Here is a 17,403-nt window from a genome sequence, read left to right on the forward strand (position 1 = left end):
AGGATCACCTCAACCTCAAGCGCTGTGAGGTCCCGTAGGAGCGGGTTCACCCGCGAAGGGGCCCGTACAGGCCCCCCATCAATCCGAGGCCAACACCGCCGCAATGCGGTTTCCCACCTTGGCTTTCACGACCTTGATCGCGACAAATTTCGAGGTCGGGGTATAGGTCCCCTCACCATAACTTTCCAGCGGTACCAACGGGTTGGTTTCCGGGTAATACGCCGCCGCCTGCCCCTCGGGCACGTCATACGCCACCAGGCGGAAGCCCGACACCCGCCGCTCCACGCCATCCTCCCACAGCGACACAAGGTCCACCTGCTCACCCGGTTCGAAGCCCAGGCGACGGATGTCCGCCTCATTGACGAACACCACTTCACGCAGGCCGAACACCCCACGGTAACGGTCGTCCAGGCCATACAGGGTGGTGTTGTACTGGTCGTGCGAACGCAGGGTCTGCAAAATCAGGTCGGGCTTGTCACCACGGGCCAGTACCTTGGCGTTGACCAGTTCCTCGGGCAGCGCGTGGGGCATGAAGCGGGCTTTGCCCGTGGCCGTGCGGAAGTTGCGATCGGCGGCATTGTTGCCAAGGTGGAACCCGCCGGGGCTGTTCAAGCGTTCATTGAAACCGGTAAAGCCCGGAATCACGTCAGCGATCATGTCGCGAATGCGGTTGTAATCGGCCACCGCGTACTCCCAATCGATCGGCTGGTTGCCCAGCGTCGCCTTGGCCATACCGGCAATGATCCACGGTTCCGAGCGCATATGCGGCGAGCGCGGGCGCAACTGGCCGTGGGAGATGTGCACCATGCTGAACGTGTCCTCCACGGTCACGCCTTGCGGCCCTTCGGCCTGCAGGTCGATTTCGGTACGGCCCAGGCACGGCAGGATCAGCGCATCGCGGCCGGTGACCAGGTGCGAGCGGTTGAGCTTGGTGGAAATTTGCACGGTCAACGCACAGTTCTGCAGCGCCGCGTGCGTGCGCGCGGTGTCCGGGGTGGCTTGGGCAAAGTTGCCGCCCAGGCCGATGAACACCTTGGCCCGCCCCTCTTCCATAGCCTTGATCGCCAATACCGCGTTGTGCCCATGGGTACGCGGCACACTGAACTGGAAGCGTTGTTCGATGGCATCGAGTAGCGCCGCCGACGGCTTCTCGTCAATGCCCATGGTACGGTCACCCTGCACGTTGCTGTGGCCACGCACCGGCGACAGGCCTGCGCCGGGTTTGCCGACGTTGCCGCGCAGCAGCTGCAGGTTGACGATTTCCTGCACGGTCGGCACCGAATGGCGGTGCTGGGTGACGCCCATGGCCCAGCACATGATGACCCGCTCGGCCTTGCGATACATGCGTGCGGCCAGCTCGATCTCGGCCAGGGTCAAGCCCGACTGTTTGACGATGTGCTCCCAGGACGTGGCGTCCACCGCCGCCAGGTAATCGTCGACGCCGCTGGTGTGCTCGGCGATGAAGGCATGGTCGAATACCGCCGGCTCGCCTTTGGCCTGTGCCTCGCGCTCCCATTGCAACAAGTACTTGGCAATACCGCGCATTGCCGCCATGTCCCCACCCAAGGCCGGGCGGAAGTAGGCGCTGGAGGTCGGCTCGGAGCCATTGCTGAGCATTTCGAACGGGTGCTGCGGGTGCTGGAAGCGCTCGAGGCCTCGCTCTTTCAGCGGGTTGAAGCAGACGACCTGAGCACCACGCTTGACCGCTTCGCGCAGCGGTTCGAGCATGCGCGGGTGGTTGGTGCCGGGGTTCTGCCCGATGACGAATATCGCGTCGGCCAGCTCCAGATCGTGGAACACCACGGTGCCCTTGCCCACCCCGAGGGTTTCCGACATGCCCGCGCCGCTGGCTTCATGGCACATGTTCGAGCAATCCGGAAAGTTGTTGGTGCCGTAGGCACGTACGAACAGCTGGTAAAGGAACGCCGCCTCGTTGCTGGCCCGGCCCGAGGTGTAGAATTCGGCCTCATCCGGCGACCGCAGCGCACGCAGGTGCCTGGCGACCAGCTCGAAGGCCTCCTGCCAGGTAGTTTCGACATAGTGGTCGGTGGCGGCGTCGTAGCGCATCGGGTGGGTGAGGCGGCCCTGGTATTCAAGCCAGTAGTCAGTCTGCTCCTTCAGCGCGCTGACGCTGTATCTGGCGAAGAAAGCCGGGTCGACCGAGCGGCCGGTGGCTTCCCAGTTGACCGCCTTGGCGCCGTTTTCGCAGAACTTGACCATGTCGCTTTCCGGCGACTCGCCCCAGGCACAGCCGGGGCAGTCGAAACCGCCGTTCTGGTTGGTCTTGAGCATGGCCCGCAGGTTCTTGAAGGCGTTGTCGCTGCCCAGCCAGCTCTTGGTCACGCTTTTGAGCGCCCCCCAGCCGGCAGCGGCGCCCTTGTAGTCCCTGATGTGTTCGTCCTGGCTCATGCGATGAATCCTCACGCTTCGATGCTTTTTTCCAGCCTATGGAGCGTGAGAAGGGGCGTCCAATCGAAAGATCTTACGGCGTGATAAGCGGTTTCGATCATGGCTGCCAGATGCTGCACCAAGCGATAGAGGCCATCGATCAACCGGTCAGGCAAAGCAATTTGACGCCCTTGCGGCCAGGTTATAGCTTGGAGTCATGTCCCAACCCATTCGAGTGCGAACGTGGAACAGAACAGCCGGGCCCTGATCGACGGCTTCAACCGGAAAATCGACTACCTGCGGATGTCGGTCACCGACCGCTGTGACTTCCGTTGCGTGTACTGCATGGCCGAAGACATGCAGTTTCTGCCGCGCCAGCAAATCCTCAGCCTCGAAGAACTGTTCCAGGTGGCCGAGCGCTTCGTCGCCCTCGGCACCCGCAAGATCCGCCTGACCGGCGGCGAGCCGCTGGTACGCCAGGGCATCGTCGACCTGTGTGGGCGCATCGCCGCCCTGCCCGGCCTGCGTGAGCTGTGCCTGACCAGCAACGGCTCGCAACTTGGCCGCCTGGCCCAACCGTTGTTCGACGCTGGCGTGACACGCCTGAACATCAGCCTCGACAGCCTCGACGCCGAGCGCTTCAAACAACTGACCCGCACCGGCGACCTGCGCCAGGTCATCGCCGGCATCGATGCCGCCCGCCAGGCCGGGTTCAAGCGTACCAAGCTAAACTGCGTGGTGCTCAAAGGCCGCAACGACCATGAGCTGGTCGACCTGGTGCGCTTCGCCATCGACCGCGAGCTGGACATCACCTTCATCGAAGAAATGCCGCTGGGCGTGATCAGCGAGCATGAACGCGGCGAGTCGTTCTGCTCCAGTGATGAGGTACGTGCGTTGCTGGACGAGCAGTTCACCCTGATCGAGTCGACCGAGTCTTCCCAAGGCCCGGCCCGCTACTGGCGCCTGGCCGAAGCCGCGAACACCCGGGTCGGCTTCATTTCCCCGCACAGCCACAACTTCTGCGCCACCTGCAACCGCGTGCGCCTTACCGTCGAAGGCCGCCTGCTGCTGTGCCTGGGCAACGAACACTCGGTCGACCTCAAGCACGTACTGCGCGCTCACCCTGGCAACCCCGAACGCCTGGAAAAGGCCATTCGCGACTCGCTGCACCTCAAGCCCTATCGCCATCACTTCGAAGTCGGTGGCGATGTGCAGATCCTGCGTTTCATGAACATGACCGGCGGCTGAGCAGCCGTCTCTGGATTTCCATGATCGTCCCCCCCTCCCCCGATGTGTTGCGCGTGCTGTTCACCCTCAAGGGGTCGATCGTCAAACGCATTGCCCTGCGGTGCCTGATGGTGACACTGCTGGCCGCGCTGATCGTGCTGGTCGAGCGACATTTTCCGGCGTATTTCTACCCGGTCAGCGCCACACCATTCACCTTGCTGGGCCTGTCGCTGTCGATCTTCATGAGCTTTCGCAACAACGCGTGCTATGACCGTTGGTGGGAGGGGCGCAAGGCCTGGGGCAAACTGATTATCGAAATCCGCTCGTTCGTGCGGGAAAGCGTGGCGATTGCCGACGAAACACTGCGCACCGAACTGCTGCGCAACCTGTGTGGTTTCGCTCATGCACTCAATGCCCGGCTCCGTAACGAGGACGAACGGGCAGCTGCCAGACCGTGGCTGGCCCGGCCCGATGCGATCAGCCCGCACAATGTGTGCGACGGCATCCTGCGTGAAATCGGCGAACACTGTTCACGGTTGGCCGCACAGCAAAAGATCAGTGAATGGCGCTACAACCTGCTGGAGCAACGCCTGGTGGGCCTGACCGAAGTGCAAGCCACCTGCGAGCGGATCAAGGGCACACCCTTGCCGTTCCCCTACACGCTGCTGCTGCACCGTACCATCTACATTTTCTGCCTGCTGCTCCCGTTTGCCCTGGCCGAGCCACTGGGCTGGCTGGCACCGCTGTTCACCACCATCGTGGGGTACACGTTCTTCGGGCTGGATGCGATCGGCAACGAGCTGGAAGACCCGTTCGGGCGCGATGAAAACGACCTGCCGACCGATGCCATGGTGCGGACTGTGGAGCGCGATGTGCTGGCCGGATTGGGGGAACAGCAGCTGCCTCCCGCCTTGTTGCCGGTGGGGTATGTGTTGAGCTGACGGTGGGTGGTTGCCTGTTCTGGCCTCTTCGCGGGTAAACCCGCTCCTACATCGGCAACAGGTGTTTGACGAAGTTGCATGGCCGGTGCCGTGCATCCAGCTGCTCGGCCAGAATGCCTTCCCAGGCGGTGCGGCAGGCCCCGGTCGAGCCCGGCAGGCAACACACCAACGTGCGGTTGGACAACCCGGCCAACGCCCGGCTCTGCACGGTCGAGCTGCCAATATCGAGAATCGACAATGCCCGGAACAACTCGCCAAACCCATCGATACGCTTGTCCAGCAGGCACTCGACCGCTTCCGGCGTGCTGTCGCGCCCGGTAAAGCCGGTACCGCCAGTGATCAGCACCACCTGGACCTGTTCATCGGCAATCCAGCTGGCCACCTGAGCGCGGATCTTGTACAGGTCGTCCTTGAGCAGCGCTCGCGCCACCAGCCGGTGACCGACCTCGACCGAGCGGTTGGCCAGCAGCGCGCCGGAAGTATCGTTATCGTAGGTACGGGTGTCGCTGACAGTCAGCACGGCGATGTTCAGCGGTACGAAGACCGCATCAAGTTGGACGCGCACGGTGAAGCTCCTTGAAGGGCATTTTCACCACGCTAGAGGCATACCCCCAGAGGCGTCCAATCGATATGACGTACCGGCCGATCAATGACATCTATCGCAGACGTGGGTTAAGGTCTGCATAACCAGACGCCAGGCACTTCCATGGACATCAAGCAGCTCAAGTTCCTCATCGCCCTCGACCAGACCCGCCACTTCGGCCAGGCGGCGGCGCTATGCCATATCACCCAGCCGACGCTGTCCATGCGCCTGCGCAACCTGGAAGACGAACTGGACCTGGTGCTGGTCAAGCGGGGCCAGCGCTTCGAAGGTTTCACCGAGGCCGGCGAGCGCATCCTGGCCTGGGCCCGCACCCTGCTCGCTGCCCATGACGGCCTGCAGGCCGAGGCTGCCAGTTGCCGTGGCCAGGTGGTCGGCAGCCTGCGCCTGGGCACGGTGCCGCTGGCCAGTTTCAACCCCATGCACCTGCTGCTGCCCCTGCGCGAAAAATACCCCGAACTGCACTTTCAGCTCAGCTCGCTGAGCTCGGAACAGGTCATCGACGGCCTCAGCCGCAACCAGCTCGACCTGGGTATCTGCTACCTGGACCAGGTCAACACCAGCTTCTTCGAAGTGATCGAACTCGGCACCACCACCATGGGCCTGCTGCACGATACGCGGCACTTCCAGTTCGCCAGCGACCGGCTGCGCTGGGACGAGCTCGGCGATATTCCGCTGGGGCTGCTGAGCAAAGGCATGCACTACCGCCAGTCGCTGGACCTGAGCTTCCGCAGCCGTGGTCTGGAGCCCAATGCGGTGCTTGAGAGCGACTCGAGCTTCCAGCTCATCCAGGCCATCAACACCGGCATATGCTGCGCGATCATGCCACTGAACTGCGGCCTGGAAGACCTCAGCGAGCACCTGCGCATCGTACCGGTGGCCGACGCCGCCATCCACAGCCCGGTCGGGCTGCTGCTGCGCCGCAGCGAGCCACGCTCGGCGATTGCCGAGCAATGCTTTACCGAGGCCCGGGGGCTGTTTCAGGCCACCTGATCGGCGGTAGCCTGGCGATACTGGCGTGGCGTAAAGCCGGTCAGTTGCTTGAACTGGCGGCTGAAGGCGCTGTGGTCAGTGTAGCCGCAGCGCATCGCCACTTCAGTGATCGGCAGCTCCGAATGCAGCAGGCGATGGGCATGCTCCAGGCGTGCCTTGTGGATCATCTGCCGGGGCGTGAGGTGGAACACCCGCTTGCAATAGCGCTCCAGCTGGGCCACGGAAATACCGGCGATGCGGGTCAGCTCGCCCATGCTGATCGGCTGATGGAAATGCTGGCGGATGTGCTCGTCCACCGCGGCCAGGCGTTGATAGGCGGGGTGGCTGTCGGCAGCTGACTGCAAGTCGACCGAGATGCCGACCAGGCCGATGATTTCGCCGGCAGGGTTGTACAGCGGGCGCTTGTGGGTCAGGCACCAGCCGGGCTCACGGCTGCCGTAGAGGTGCAGCTCCAACTGGTCCTCCAGCACCAGGCCTTCCTTGAGAACACGTCGATCCTGCTCGGTATAGCCGGGGCCAAACTGTGCCGGAAACACCTCGGCACTGGTCTTGCCCAGCAACGGTTGCAGGCGCTTGAGGCCACAGCGCTGGACCAGTGTGTTGTTGGCCAACGCATAGCGGGCAGCAGAATCCTTGATGAAGATCGCGGCGTTGGGGATGGCGTCGAGCATCGGCAGCAGCAGCGATACACCGGCGAGCAGGGCCTCGAGGGTGGCGGGGCGGTGCTGGTCCAGGGACTGGTAGAGGGTTGCCAGGGGGGCGTCGGTCATCTGTCGGTTCTCTGCTGGCTGTGCTGGCCCTTTCGCGGGCTCGCCCGCTCCCACAGGTCCTCCACACATTTCGAATGTCTGCGCCGTACCTGTGGGAGCGGGCATGCCCGCGAAGAGGCCGGCACTATCAACACACCCCTACAGGCCTTGTGCGGTGTGGCCTACAGCCTATCCATCAGCCCACCCTGACCGCCAGCATTTTTCACAACTGTGCCGATTTCGTCATTCCCTCTGCAGAAAACCATCAAGAACCGTCGCCCCGACCGGTTCACTCTATGCCCCACGCAAGCCGCCCAAGTCCTACAAGAGCGCGGCCCAAAAAGCCGCATCTCGTGACATCAGACCTGCCTATCCAATAACCAACAAAAAGGCGAACCCATGTCAGGCAAATTCAAAAAACAGTTATCACTGCTGGACCTCACCTTCATCGGCCTAGGCGCCATCTTCGGCTCCGGTTGGCTGTTTGCCGCCAGCCACGTCTCGGCCATCGCCGGCCCGGCCGGCATCCTCTCCTGGTTCCTGGGCGGGTTCGCCGTACTGCTGCTGGGCATCGTCTACTGCGAGCTGGGCGCCGCCTTGCCCCGCGCCGGTGGCGTGGTGCGCTACCCGGTGTACTCGCACGGCCCGCTGTTGGGCTACCTGATGGGCTTCATCACCCTGATCGCCTTTTCCAGCCTGATCGCCATCGAAGTAGTCGCCTCACGCCAATACGCCGCCGCCTGGTTTCCCGGGCTCACCAAGGCCGGCTCCAGCGACCCGACCGTGCTCGGCTGGCTGGTGCAGTTCGCCTTGCTGGGGCTGTTCTTCTTCCTCAACTACCGCAGCGTGAAAACCTTCGCCAAGGCCAACAACCTGGTCAGCGTGTTCAAGTTCATCGTGCCGCTGCTGGTGATCGGCGTGCTGTTCACCTTCTTCAAACCGGAAAACTTCGAGGTCCAGGGCTTTGCCCCGTTCGGCCTGTCCGGGGTGGAAATGGCGGTATCCGCCGGTGGCATCATCTTCGCCTACCTGGGCCTGACGCCGATCATCTCGGTGGCCAGCGAGGTCAAGAACCCGCAGCGCACCATTCCGATTGCGCTGATTCTTTCGGTGTTGCTGTCCACCGCGATCTACGCCTTGCTGCAACTGGCCTTCCTCGGCAGCGTGCCGACCGAAATGCTGGCCAACGGCTGGGCCAACGTGACCAAGGAACTGGCCCTGCCCTACCGTGACATCGCCCTGGCGCTGGGTGTGGGCTGGCTCGCCTACCTGGTGGTGGCCGACGCAGTGATCTCGCCAAGCGGCTGCGGCAACATCTACATGAACGCCACCCCGCGCGTGATCTATGGCTGGGCGCAGACCGGCACCTTCTTCAAGTACTTCACCCGCATCGATGCAGAATCCGGCATCCCGCGCCCAGCCCTGTGGCTGACGTTTGGCCTGTCGGTGTTCTGGACCCTGCCGTTCCCGTCGTGGGAAGCGCTGATCAACGTGGTATCCGCCGCCTTGGTGCTGAGCTACGCCGTGGCCCCGGTGAGCGTCGCCGCCCTGCGCCGCAATGCACCACACATGCCGCGCCCGTTCCGGGTCAAGGGCATGGCCGTGCTCGGCCCGCTGTCGTTCATCATCGCTGCGCTGATCGTGTACTGGTCGGGCTGGAAAACCGTGTCGTGGCTGCTGGCCCTGCAGATCGTGATGTTCGTGCTGTACCTGCTGTGCAGCCGTTTCGTACCCACCCAGCACCTGTCGCTGGCTCAGCAAGTTCGCTCGTCGGCCTGGCTGATCGGCTTCTACGCGGTGACCATCCTGCTGTCGTGGCTGGGCAGCTTCGGCGGCCTGGGCGTCATCGGCCACCCATTCGACACCGTGGTCGTGGCGGCCTGTGCACTGGGCATCTACTACTGGGGCGCGGCCACGGGTGTGCCTGCCCACCTGGTGCGCCTGGAAGGCGACGACGAAAGCGAAGCCTGCGCTGAAACCACTACCGGCCGCCCTGTCGCTGTCGCTTCCTGATTTTTTACGCAAGGGACAAGCCCATGAAACAGATTCACGTCATCGACTCCCACACGGGTGGCGAACCCACCCGCCTGGTGATGAAGGGGTTTCCGCAACTGCGGGGCCGAAGCATGGCCGAACAGCGTGACGAACTGCGCGAACTGCACGACCGGTGGCGCCGCGCCTGCCTGCTGGAGCCACGCGGCAACGATGTGCTGGTTGGCGCACTGTACTGCCCGCCAGTGTCGGCCAACGCCACCTGCGGGGTGATCTTCTTCAACAACGCCGGTTACCTGAACATGTGCGGCCACGGCACCATCGGCCTGGTCGCCTCGTTGCAGTACCTGGGCCTGATCGCACCGGGTGTGCACAAGATCGACACCCCGGTCGGCCAGGTCAGCGCCACCCTGCATGACGACGGCGCCATCACCATCGGCAACGTGCACTCCTACCGCTACCGCCAACAGGTTGCGGTGGACGTGCCCGGCCATGGCGTGGTGCACGGCGACATCGCCTGGGGCGGCAACTGGTTCTTCCTCGTTGCCGAACACGGCCAGCGCATCGAGCTGGATAACCGCGAAGTGTTGACCGAGTACACCTGGGCCATGCTCAAGGCACTCGAAGCACAAGGCATCACCGGCGAGAACGGCGCGCCCATCGACCATGTCGAGCTGTTCGCCGACGACGCCAACGCCGACAGCCGCAACTTCGTGATGTGCCCCGGCAAGGCCTACGACCGCTCGCCGTGCGGCACTGGCACCAGCGCCAAGCTGGCCTGCCTGGCTGCCGACGGCAAGCTTGCCGAAGGCCAGACCTGGGTGCAGGCCAGCATCACCGGCAGCCAGTTTCACGGCCATTACGAGCGCGAAGGCGAGCGTATTCGACCGTTCATCACCGGCCGCGCCCACATGACCGCCGACAGCACCCTGCTGATCGACGAACAGGACCCGTTCGCCTGGGGCATCTGAGCCCCCGGCCTTTTGACCAAACCCAATTTCGCCAGGAGTAACAACAATGACCAACAACATTTTCACCGGCACCATGCCCGCCCTGATGACCCCATGCACCGCCGAGCGCAAGCCGGACTTCGACGCCTTGGTGCGCAAGGGCCGCGAACTGATCGAAGCCGGCATGAGCGCGGTGGTGTACTGCGGCTCGATGGGTGACTGGCCGCTGCTGACCGAGGCCGAGCGCCAGGAAGGCGTGGCGCGCCTGGTGGCGGCCGGTATCCCGACCATCGTTGGCACGGGCGCGGTGAACACTCGTGAGGCAGTTTCGCATGCTGCACACGCCGCCAAGGTTGGCGCCGCCGGCCTGATGGTCATCCCCCGCGTGCTCAGCCGCGGTGCTTCGCTGATCGCCCAGAAGCACCATTTCTCGGCGATCCTCGCTGCCGCACCGAAACTGCCGGCGGTGATCTACAACAGCCCTTACTACGGCTTTGCCACCCGTGCAGACCTGTTCTTCGAACTGCGCAGCGCGTTCCCCAACCTGATCGGCTTCAAGGAGTTCGGCGGTGGCGCCGACCTGCGCTACGCCGCCGAACACATCACCTCCAAGGATGACGATGTCACCCTGATGGTCGGTGTCGACACCCAGGTGGTGCATGGCTTCGTCAACTGCAACGCCACCGGCGCCATCACCGGTATCGGCAACGCGCTGCCGCGCGAAGTGCTGCAACTGGTGAGCCTGAGCAAACAGGCCGCCAAAGGCGACGCCCGTGCCCGGCGCCTGGCGCGCGAGCTGGAAGCGGCGCTGGCGGTGCTGTCGTCGTTCGATGAAGGCTGCGACCTGGTGTTGTATTACAAGCACTTGATGGTGCTGAACGGCGACACCGAGTACAGCCTGCACTTCAACGAGACCGACGTCCTGACCGACGCCCAGCGCAACTATGCCGAACAGCAGTACGCGCTGTTCCGCAGCTGGTACGCCAGCTGGTCGGCTGAGCAGAACATCGCCTGAGCAGCCACTGCTCTACCTGTGGGAGCGGGCATGCCCGCGAATCAGGCGACCCGGTGCATGGCACCGGCTTTGCCGATGTTCGCGGGTGAACCCGCTCCTACAGGGGTCGTAATCCCCCCATGCATCTGCATTAGATTTCCAAGGAGGCTCCATGCCCCTCACAGGCAACCTGCTGATCGGCCAGAGGCCGGTAACCGGCACCCGCGACGCCGTCCATGCCATCGACCCAACCACCGGTCAGACGTTGGAGCCGGCCTACCTCGGCGGCACAGGTGAACACGTGGCCCAGGCCTGCGCGCTGGCCTGGGCGGCATTCGATGCCTACCGCGAAACCTCGCTCGAACAACGAGCAGACTTCCTTGAAGCCATCGCCACACAGATCGAGGCCCTCGGCGATGCCCTGGTCGACCGCGCCGTGATCGAAACCGGCCTGCCCAAGGCGCGCATTCAGGGTGAGCGTGGTCGTACCTGCACCCAGCTACGCACCTTTGCCCGTGTAGTGCGGGCCGGCGAATGGCTGGACGTGCGGGTCGACAGCGCCCTGCCTGAGCGCCAGCCCCTCCCCCGCGCTGATCTGCGCCAGCGCCAGGTGGCCCTGGGGCCAGTCGCCGTGTTCGGCGCCAGCAATTTCCCGCTGGCCTTCTCGGTGGCCGGTGGTGACACCGCGTCGGCATTGGCCGCTGGCTGCCCAGTGGTGGTCAAGGCCCACAGTGCCCACCCCGGCACCAGTGAGCTGGTCGGCCAGGCAGTGGCGCAAGCAGTGAAGCAGTGCGGCTTACCGGAGGGCGTGTTCTCGCTGCTTTATGGCTCGGGCCGTGAAGTGGGCATTGCCCTGGTCAGCGACCCGCGCATCAAGGCCGTTGGTTTCACCGGCTCGCGCAGCGGTGGCATGGCACTGTGCCAAGCCGCCCAGGCGCGCCCGGAGCCCATCCCGGTGTATGCCGAAATGAGTTCGATCAACCCGGTGTTCCTGTTCGACGCCGCCCTGCAGGCCCGTGCCGAAGCACTGGCACAAGGTTTCGTCGCCTCGCTGACCCAGGGCGCCGGCCAGTTCTGCACCAACCCTGGCCTGGTAGTCGCCCGGCAGGGGCCGGCACTGCAGCGGTTCATCACCGCAGCCGCCGGGTACGTGCAGCAGGCCGCCGCCCAAACCATGCTCACCCCTGGCATTTTCAGTGCCTACCAGGCCGGTATCTCAGCCCTGGCAGACAACCCCTGTGCCCAGGCCATCGCCAGTGGCCAAGCCGGTCAGGGCCCCAATCAGTGCCAGGCACAGCTGTTCGTGACCCAGGCCGAAGCGTTTCTCGCCGACCCGGCGTTGCAGGCTGAAGTGTTCGGTGCAGCGTCGCTGGTCGTTGCCTGCACCGACGATGAGCAGGTCCGCCAGGTTGCCGAACACCTGGAAGGTCAGCTGACCGCCACCCTGCAACTGGACGAGGCCGACATCGACAGCGCCCGCGCCCTGCTCCCCACCCTTGAGCGCAAAGCCGGGCGCATTCTGGTCAATGGCTGGCCAACGGGCGTCGAGGTGTGCGATGCCATGGTCCACGGCGGGCCGTTCCCGGCCACTTCCGATGCCCGCACCACCTCGGTGGGCACCGCGGCGATCCTGCGTTTCCTGCGCCCGGTTTGCTATCAGGACTTCCCCGATGCGCTGCTGCCGCAGGCATTGAAACATGGCAACCCGCTGCAACTGCGGCGCCTGCTTGATGGTAAACGGGAAGACTGAGCATGGTCGAAACCGCTGAAACCGATATCGCCGTGGTGGGCGCCGGCATTGTCGGCGTCGCCTGTGCCCTGCAATTGGCCCGCCAGGGCCATCGGGTAACGCTGGTCGACCGCCAGGCGCCCGGCCTGGGCGCGTCCTTCGGCAATGCCGGGCACCTGGCAACCGAGCAAGTGTTCCCGATTGCCGACCTGGCGATCCTCAAGCGCCTGCCTCGCATGCTGCTTGACCCGATGGGCCCGCTGCGCCTGGACTGGAAATACCTGCCCAAGGCCATGCCGTGGTTCACCCGGCTGCTGCTCAACCTGCGCCCGGCGCCCTTCCAGCGCAGCGTGGCGGGCATCCGCACGTTGAACGAAGGCAGCCTGGGCGCCTGGCAACGGCTGTTGGGCTCGATCGGGCGCAATGAATTGTTTCAAGAGGATGGTTCGTTGCTGGTGTTCGAGAAGCCGGAGTCACGCCAGGCGCTGGAGGCGTTGCGCACACGCATGCAACAGCAGGCGGTGCCGGTGGACTTCTGGTCCGCCGAAACCGTGCGCGAAGCGGCGCCGCAACTCAGCCCGTCACTGTTGGGCGGCCTGTTCTTCCCGCGCACGGGGCACTTCATCGACCCTTATCGGGTGGTGTGCGAATTGTTCGAAGCGGCCAAGGCCTGCGGGGTGCGCTTTGTCCAGGCGCAGGTCGATGGCGGGCAGTTGCACAGTGCCGGCGTGAGCCTTGCCAGCGACCGGGGCACGCTCAAAGCCCGCCAGGTGCTTGTCAGCTGTGGCGCCCATTCTGCGAAACTGACCGCCGCGCTGACAGGCAAGCGGGTGCCGCTGGATACCGAACGCGGCTATCACCTGATGTTGCCGGGTGAGCACCAGCGCCTGCCGTTTGCAGTCACCTCGCTTGAGCGAAAATTCATCATGACGCCCATGGCCGAAGGCTTGCGCCTGGCTGGCACAGTGGAGTTCGCCGGGCTGCGGGCACCTCCGAGCATGCAGCGGGCTTGGCAGTTGCACCGGTTGAGCAAGGGGTTGTTCCGGCACGACTTGAGCGCCGAAGGGGCAACGCCGTGGATGGGTTTCAGGCCTTCGTTGCCAGACTCATTGCCAGTGATCGACAGGGTGTGTGATGGGCGGGTGCTGTTGGCGTTTGGGCATCAGCACCTGGGGTTGACCCAGGCGGCGGTGACGGCGGAATGGGTGGGGCGGTTGGCTGAGCAGGCTGGTGGGCCTGAGATGGGTGCATACCGACTGGATCGGTTTTAGCCTCTACCGGCCCATTCGCGGGCAAGCCCGCTCCCACAGAGAGGGAGCAGCATCTGAAATCTGTGGTGTCTCTGTGCGAGCGGGCTTGCCCGCGAATGGGCTGCAAAGCAGCCCCTCCAAGCCTCAGCGGTAACGCTCGAGCCAGTGCGCATAAGGCGCCGGCAAGGTCCAGGACGCTTTTTCCACCCCCAGCTCCTTGGCCGCAAAGTAAGCCCAGTGCGGGTCGGCCAGGTGCGCGCGCCCTACCGAAACCAGATCCAGCTGGTTGGCCTGCAATGCGGCCTCCGCCAACTGCGGCGTACCAAAGCCCCACGCCGACGTCACGGGCAGCTTCGCTTCGCGGCGCACGCGCTCGGCAATCGGCCCCATGAACGCTGGGCCCCAGGGAATGTTGGTGTCGGGAATGGTGAAGCCGACACTCACGCTCAGCAGGTCGAGCCCACCGGCCTTGAAACGGCGGGCCAGTTCGATCGACTCTTCCAGGGTCTGCTCATCGCGGCCATCGTATTCCAACACACCAAAGCGCGCGGTCAGCGGCAGGTTCTCCGGCCACACTTCGCGCACGGCAGCCAGTGTTTCCAGCAGGAAGCGGCTGCGGTTGTCGAAGCTGCCACCGTAGGCATCGGTGCGCTTGTTGGAATGCTCGGAGAAGAAGCTCTGGCCCAGGTAGCCATGGGCAAAGTGCAGTTCTATCCACTCGAAGCCGGCATCACGCGCACGGCGGGCGGCATCGACGAAGTCCTGCTTGACCCGGGCGATATCGTCCAGCGTCATTTCCCGTGGCACTTTCGGCAGGTGCGCGCCAAAGGCAATGGCAGACGGGGCAATGGTCTCCCAGCCGCGCGCGTCGTCGGCGGCAATGTGGTCGTCACCCTCCCACGGGCGGTTGGCGCTGGCCTTGCGCCCGGCGTGGGCGATCTGGATACCCGGCACCGAACCGGCAGCCTTGATGGCCTGCACCACCGGAACGAACGCCTGAGCGTGGGCATCGCTCCAGATCCCGGCGCAACCGGGGGTGATACGCCCTTCCGGGGCCACAGCAGTGGCTTCGACCACCAGCAAGCCGGCACCACCACGGGCCAGGCCGGCCAAGTGTACGTGGTGCCAGTCGTTGATCATGCCGTCTTCGGCCATGTACTGGCACATCGGCGGAATGGCGATACGGTTACGCAGGGTGACGTCTTTGAGGGTGTAGGGTTCGAACAGTGCGGACATGGGAAACTCCGGGTTCAGTTGAATACTGTTGTTCGATCATAATCGAACTATGGCAATTAATGGAACCCCCGTTATCATGTCAATCATGCGAGCCTATAAACATCCCAACCCCGAAGACCTCATCCTTGAACGCCTGCTCTATGCGCTCAGCGACCCCGTGCGCCTGGAAATCGTCCGCCACCTGGCCGGTGTAGCCGAGGCCAGCTGTGGCGAGCTGGACGGAGGCAGGCCGAAGTCGAGCATGTCTCACCACTTCCGTGTGTTGCGTGATGCAGGGCTGGTGCAAACCCGCAATGTGGGGACGACCCATATGAATTCGCTGCGTAGCGAGATGCTGGATAAACGGTTCCCGGGGTTGCTGGAGTGCATCCTGCGCCAGCAGTGATACCTGGGCAGGCCTCTTCGCGGGTGAACCCGCTCCTACAGGGATGGCGATAAACCTGAGGGTTGCGCTGTGTTTGGCAACAAAAAAGCCACGAGGTCTCCCCCGTGGCTTTCTTTCACAACAATGGCCGTTTACAGCGCCATGTCGTTCTCAGGCTTGCTCTCGACCGGCTTGCTTGCCGCGCCACCGAATTCAACGCTGGCGTCGATCACCGGCGGTTTACCCAGTTGCAGCACTTCAGCGGTGTAGTTCCACTCTTTCTGGGTGGCCGCTGCCGAGTCGTTCAGCTTGGTGCCGTAGCTCGGCACGATTTCCTTGATCTTGGCCTGCCACTCTGGGGTAGCGACCTTCTCCTTGAACACTGTTTCCAGCACGTGCAGCATGATCGGCGCAGCAGTCGAAGCACCCGGCGAGGCACCCAGCAGGCCAGCGATGGTGCGGTCTTCGGACGCCACCACTTCAGTGCCCAGCTTCAGCACACCGCCCTTCTCGGCATCACGCTTGATGATCTGCACACGCTGACCGGCCTGCCACAGGCGCCATTCTTCTTTCTTGGCGTTCGGGAAGTAGGTGCGCAGGGCTTCGAAGCGATCATCGTCAGACAGCATCAGCTGACCAGCGAGGTACTCGACCAGTGGGTACTGCTCGATACCGACCTTGGTCATCGGCCACACGTTGTGGGTGGTGGTGCTGCTCAGCAGGTCCAGGTACGAGCCGTTCTTCAGGAACTTGGTCGAGAAGGTGGCGAACGGGCCAAACAGGATCACGCGCTTGCCATCCAGCACACGGGTGTCCAGGTGCGGGACCGACATGGGTGGCGCACCGGTCGAGGCAATGCCGTAGGCCTTGGCCATGTGCTGCATGGCCACGGTCGGGTTCTCGGTCACGAGGAACGAACCGCCCACCGGGAAACCTGCGTATTCCTTGGCTTCCGGAATACCCGACTTCTGCAGCAGCTTCAGCGCGCCGCCGCCGGCACCGATGAACAGGAACTTGGCGTCGGTGGCCGACTCGGTACCGTCCTTCAGGTTCTTGTATTCGACGTGCCAGGAGCCGTCCTTGTTGCGGCTGATGTCCTGCACTTCGCTGGACAGCTTCAGCTCGAAACCTTTCTGGGTCTGCAGGTGGCCAACGAACTGGCGGGTGATCTCACCAAAGTTGACGTCGGTGCCGATCGGCGTCCAGGTCACGGCCAGCTTCTGGTTCGGGTCGCGGCCCTCCATCATCAGCGGGACCCACTTGGCAATCTGCGCGTGGTCCTCGGAGTACTGCATCGGGCGGAACAGCGGGCTGGCCTGCAGTGCGTCGTAGCGCTTCTTGAGGAACTTGATGTTGTCATCGCCCCACACGAAGCTCATGTGCGGGGTGGTGTTGATGAACGAGTGCGGGTTCTTCAATACGCCCTGGCGTACTTGCCACGACCAGAACTGGCGGGAAATCTGGAAGGCTTCGTTGATTTCGATGGCCTTGGAGATGTTGACGTTGCCGTCCTTGTCTTCCGGGGTGTAGTTCAGCTCGGCCAGCGCGGAGTGGCCGGTACCGGCGTTGTTCCAGCCGTTGGAGCTTTCTTCGGCCACGCCATCCAGGCGCTCGACCATTTCCATCGACCAGCTTGGCTCCAGCTCGTGCAGCCACACGGCCAGGGTGGAGCTCATGATGCCGCCGCCGACCAGCAGCACGTCTACTTTCTTGGTTTCTGTAGCGTGCGCTTGCATGACGCTTGCAGCGACCGCCAGACCCAGCAAGGTCTTGCCAGCTTTCTTGAACATTGATCAATTCCAGTCAGGAGAACAGAGTGAGGGCCTGTGGCTGGCCCCGGTAAAGCGTGTTCTTCAGCGCAGGCTTTTTGTTGATCATTGTTCAGCAGCCAGAGAACCAGAAAACGGCTCGGCCTTTGGTCGAATTGACCGACAAGGCTGAATCGTTTTTCCGATTGTATCTGAAATGCCAGCACAAACAAATTGCAGG

The 17,403-nt window shown here is 63.7% G+C and carries 14 protein-coding genes; 9 read left to right on the forward strand and 5 right to left on the reverse strand.

Annotated elements, in window-relative coordinates; genetic code table 11:
* Positions 1 to 78 precede the first annotated feature (78 nt).
* Positions 79 to 2,409, reverse strand: coding sequence for an FdhF/YdeP family oxidoreductase (locus tag ACF8FG_RS01320; RefSeq protein WP_014590023.1), 2,331 nt, complete (start codon positions 2,407 to 2,409; stop codon positions 79 to 81).
* A gap of 222 nt (positions 2,410 to 2,631) precedes the next feature.
* Between ACF8FG_RS01320 and moaA the strand changes: the two genes are divergently transcribed.
* Both moaA and ACF8FG_RS01330 read left to right on the forward strand, forming a co-directional pair.
* A complete protein-coding gene (gene moaA / locus ACF8FG_RS01325; RefSeq protein ID WP_014590022.1) occupies positions 2,632 to 3,636 on the forward strand; it encodes a GTP 3',8-cyclase MoaA in 1,005 nt (334 codons plus the stop codon).
* Positions 3,637 to 3,656: 20 nt separating this feature from the next.
* Positions 3,657 to 4,556: a bestrophin family protein gene (locus tag ACF8FG_RS01330; RefSeq protein ID WP_119714076.1), complete on the forward strand. Its 900-nt coding sequence runs from the start codon at positions 3,657 to 3,659 to the stop codon at positions 4,554 to 4,556.
* Positions 4,557 to 4,602: 46 nt separating this feature from the next.
* Here the strand turns inward: ACF8FG_RS01330 and moaB are convergent, their stop codons facing one another.
* Positions 4,603 to 5,121 carry a molybdenum cofactor biosynthesis protein B gene (gene moaB / locus ACF8FG_RS01335; RefSeq protein WP_003254698.1) on the reverse strand — a complete coding sequence of 173 codons (519 nt, stop codon included), beginning with the start codon at positions 5,119 to 5,121 and terminating at the stop codon, positions 4,603 to 4,605.
* Between the two features lie 141 nt (positions 5,122 to 5,262).
* On the opposite strand from moaB, the gene ACF8FG_RS01340 reads away from it, so the two are divergent.
* Entirely contained in the window at positions 5,263 to 6,150 is an 888-nt protein-coding gene (locus ACF8FG_RS01340; RefSeq protein WP_014590020.1) for a LysR family transcriptional regulator, read from the forward strand.
* Here the strand turns inward: ACF8FG_RS01340 and ACF8FG_RS01345 are convergent.
* Positions 6,138 to 6,920, reverse strand: a complete 783-nt coding sequence (locus ACF8FG_RS01345) for an AraC family transcriptional regulator (protein ID WP_014590019.1) — start codon at positions 6,918 to 6,920, stop codon at positions 6,138 to 6,140. The two genes, ACF8FG_RS01340 and ACF8FG_RS01345, sit on opposite strands and share 13 nt — an antisense overlap.
* Before the next feature lie 378 nt (positions 6,921 to 7,298).
* Between ACF8FG_RS01345 and ACF8FG_RS01350 the strand changes: the two genes are divergently transcribed.
* The 5 genes from ACF8FG_RS01350 (at position 7,299) to ACF8FG_RS01370 (ending at position 13,835) form a co-directional block, all read left to right on the forward strand.
* The gene (locus ACF8FG_RS01350) at positions 7,299 to 8,912 is read left to right on the forward strand and encodes an APC family permease (protein WP_014590018.1); all 1,614 of its coding nucleotides are present in this window, start codon (positions 7,299 to 7,301) and stop codon (positions 8,910 to 8,912) included.
* A 23-nt stretch (positions 8,913 to 8,935) separates the two neighbouring features.
* Entirely contained in the window at positions 8,936 to 9,862 is a 927-nt protein-coding gene (locus ACF8FG_RS01355; protein ID WP_014590017.1) for a 4-hydroxyproline epimerase, read from the forward strand.
* A gap of 46 nt (positions 9,863 to 9,908) precedes the next feature.
* Positions 9,909 to 10,856, forward strand: a complete 948-nt coding sequence (locus ACF8FG_RS01360) for a dihydrodipicolinate synthase family protein (RefSeq protein WP_003254709.1) — start codon at positions 9,909 to 9,911, stop codon at positions 10,854 to 10,856.
* A gap of 151 nt (positions 10,857 to 11,007) precedes the next feature.
* Positions 11,008 to 12,585: an aldehyde dehydrogenase (NADP(+)) gene (locus tag ACF8FG_RS01365; RefSeq protein WP_014590016.1), complete on the forward strand. Its 1,578-nt coding sequence runs from the start codon at positions 11,008 to 11,010 to the stop codon at positions 12,583 to 12,585.
* 2 nt (positions 12,586 to 12,587) lie between these two features.
* On the forward strand, positions 12,588 to 13,835 hold the full coding sequence (locus ACF8FG_RS01370) for an FAD-binding oxidoreductase (protein ID WP_014590015.1): 1,248 nt from the start codon (positions 12,588 to 12,590) through the stop codon (positions 13,833 to 13,835).
* 123 nt (positions 13,836 to 13,958) lie between these two features.
* Here ACF8FG_RS01370 and xenA read toward each other — a convergent pair whose 3' ends face one another.
* On the reverse strand, positions 13,959 to 15,050 hold the full coding sequence (gene xenA / locus ACF8FG_RS01375) for a xenobiotic reductase XenA (protein WP_010952388.1): 1,092 nt from the start codon (positions 15,048 to 15,050) through the stop codon (positions 13,959 to 13,961).
* Positions 15,051 to 15,099: 49 nt separating this feature from the next.
* On the opposite strand from xenA, the gene ACF8FG_RS01380 reads away from it, so the two are divergent.
* Entirely contained in the window at positions 15,100 to 15,435 is a 336-nt protein-coding gene (locus ACF8FG_RS01380) for a helix-turn-helix transcriptional regulator (RefSeq protein WP_041166859.1), read from the forward strand.
* A gap of 131 nt (positions 15,436 to 15,566) precedes the next feature.
* On the opposite strand, the gene mqo is transcribed toward ACF8FG_RS01380, so the two are convergent.
* A complete protein-coding gene (gene mqo, locus ACF8FG_RS01385) occupies positions 15,567 to 17,204 on the reverse strand; it encodes a malate dehydrogenase (quinone) (RefSeq protein ID WP_014590013.1) in 1,638 nt (545 codons plus the stop codon).
* Positions 17,205 to 17,403 lie beyond the last annotated feature (199 nt).

Source organism: Pseudomonas sp. YQ_6, from assembly GCF_043103245.1.
Taxonomy (GTDB): domain Bacteria; phylum Pseudomonadota; class Gammaproteobacteria; order Pseudomonadales; family Pseudomonadaceae; genus Aquipseudomonas; species Aquipseudomonas alloputida.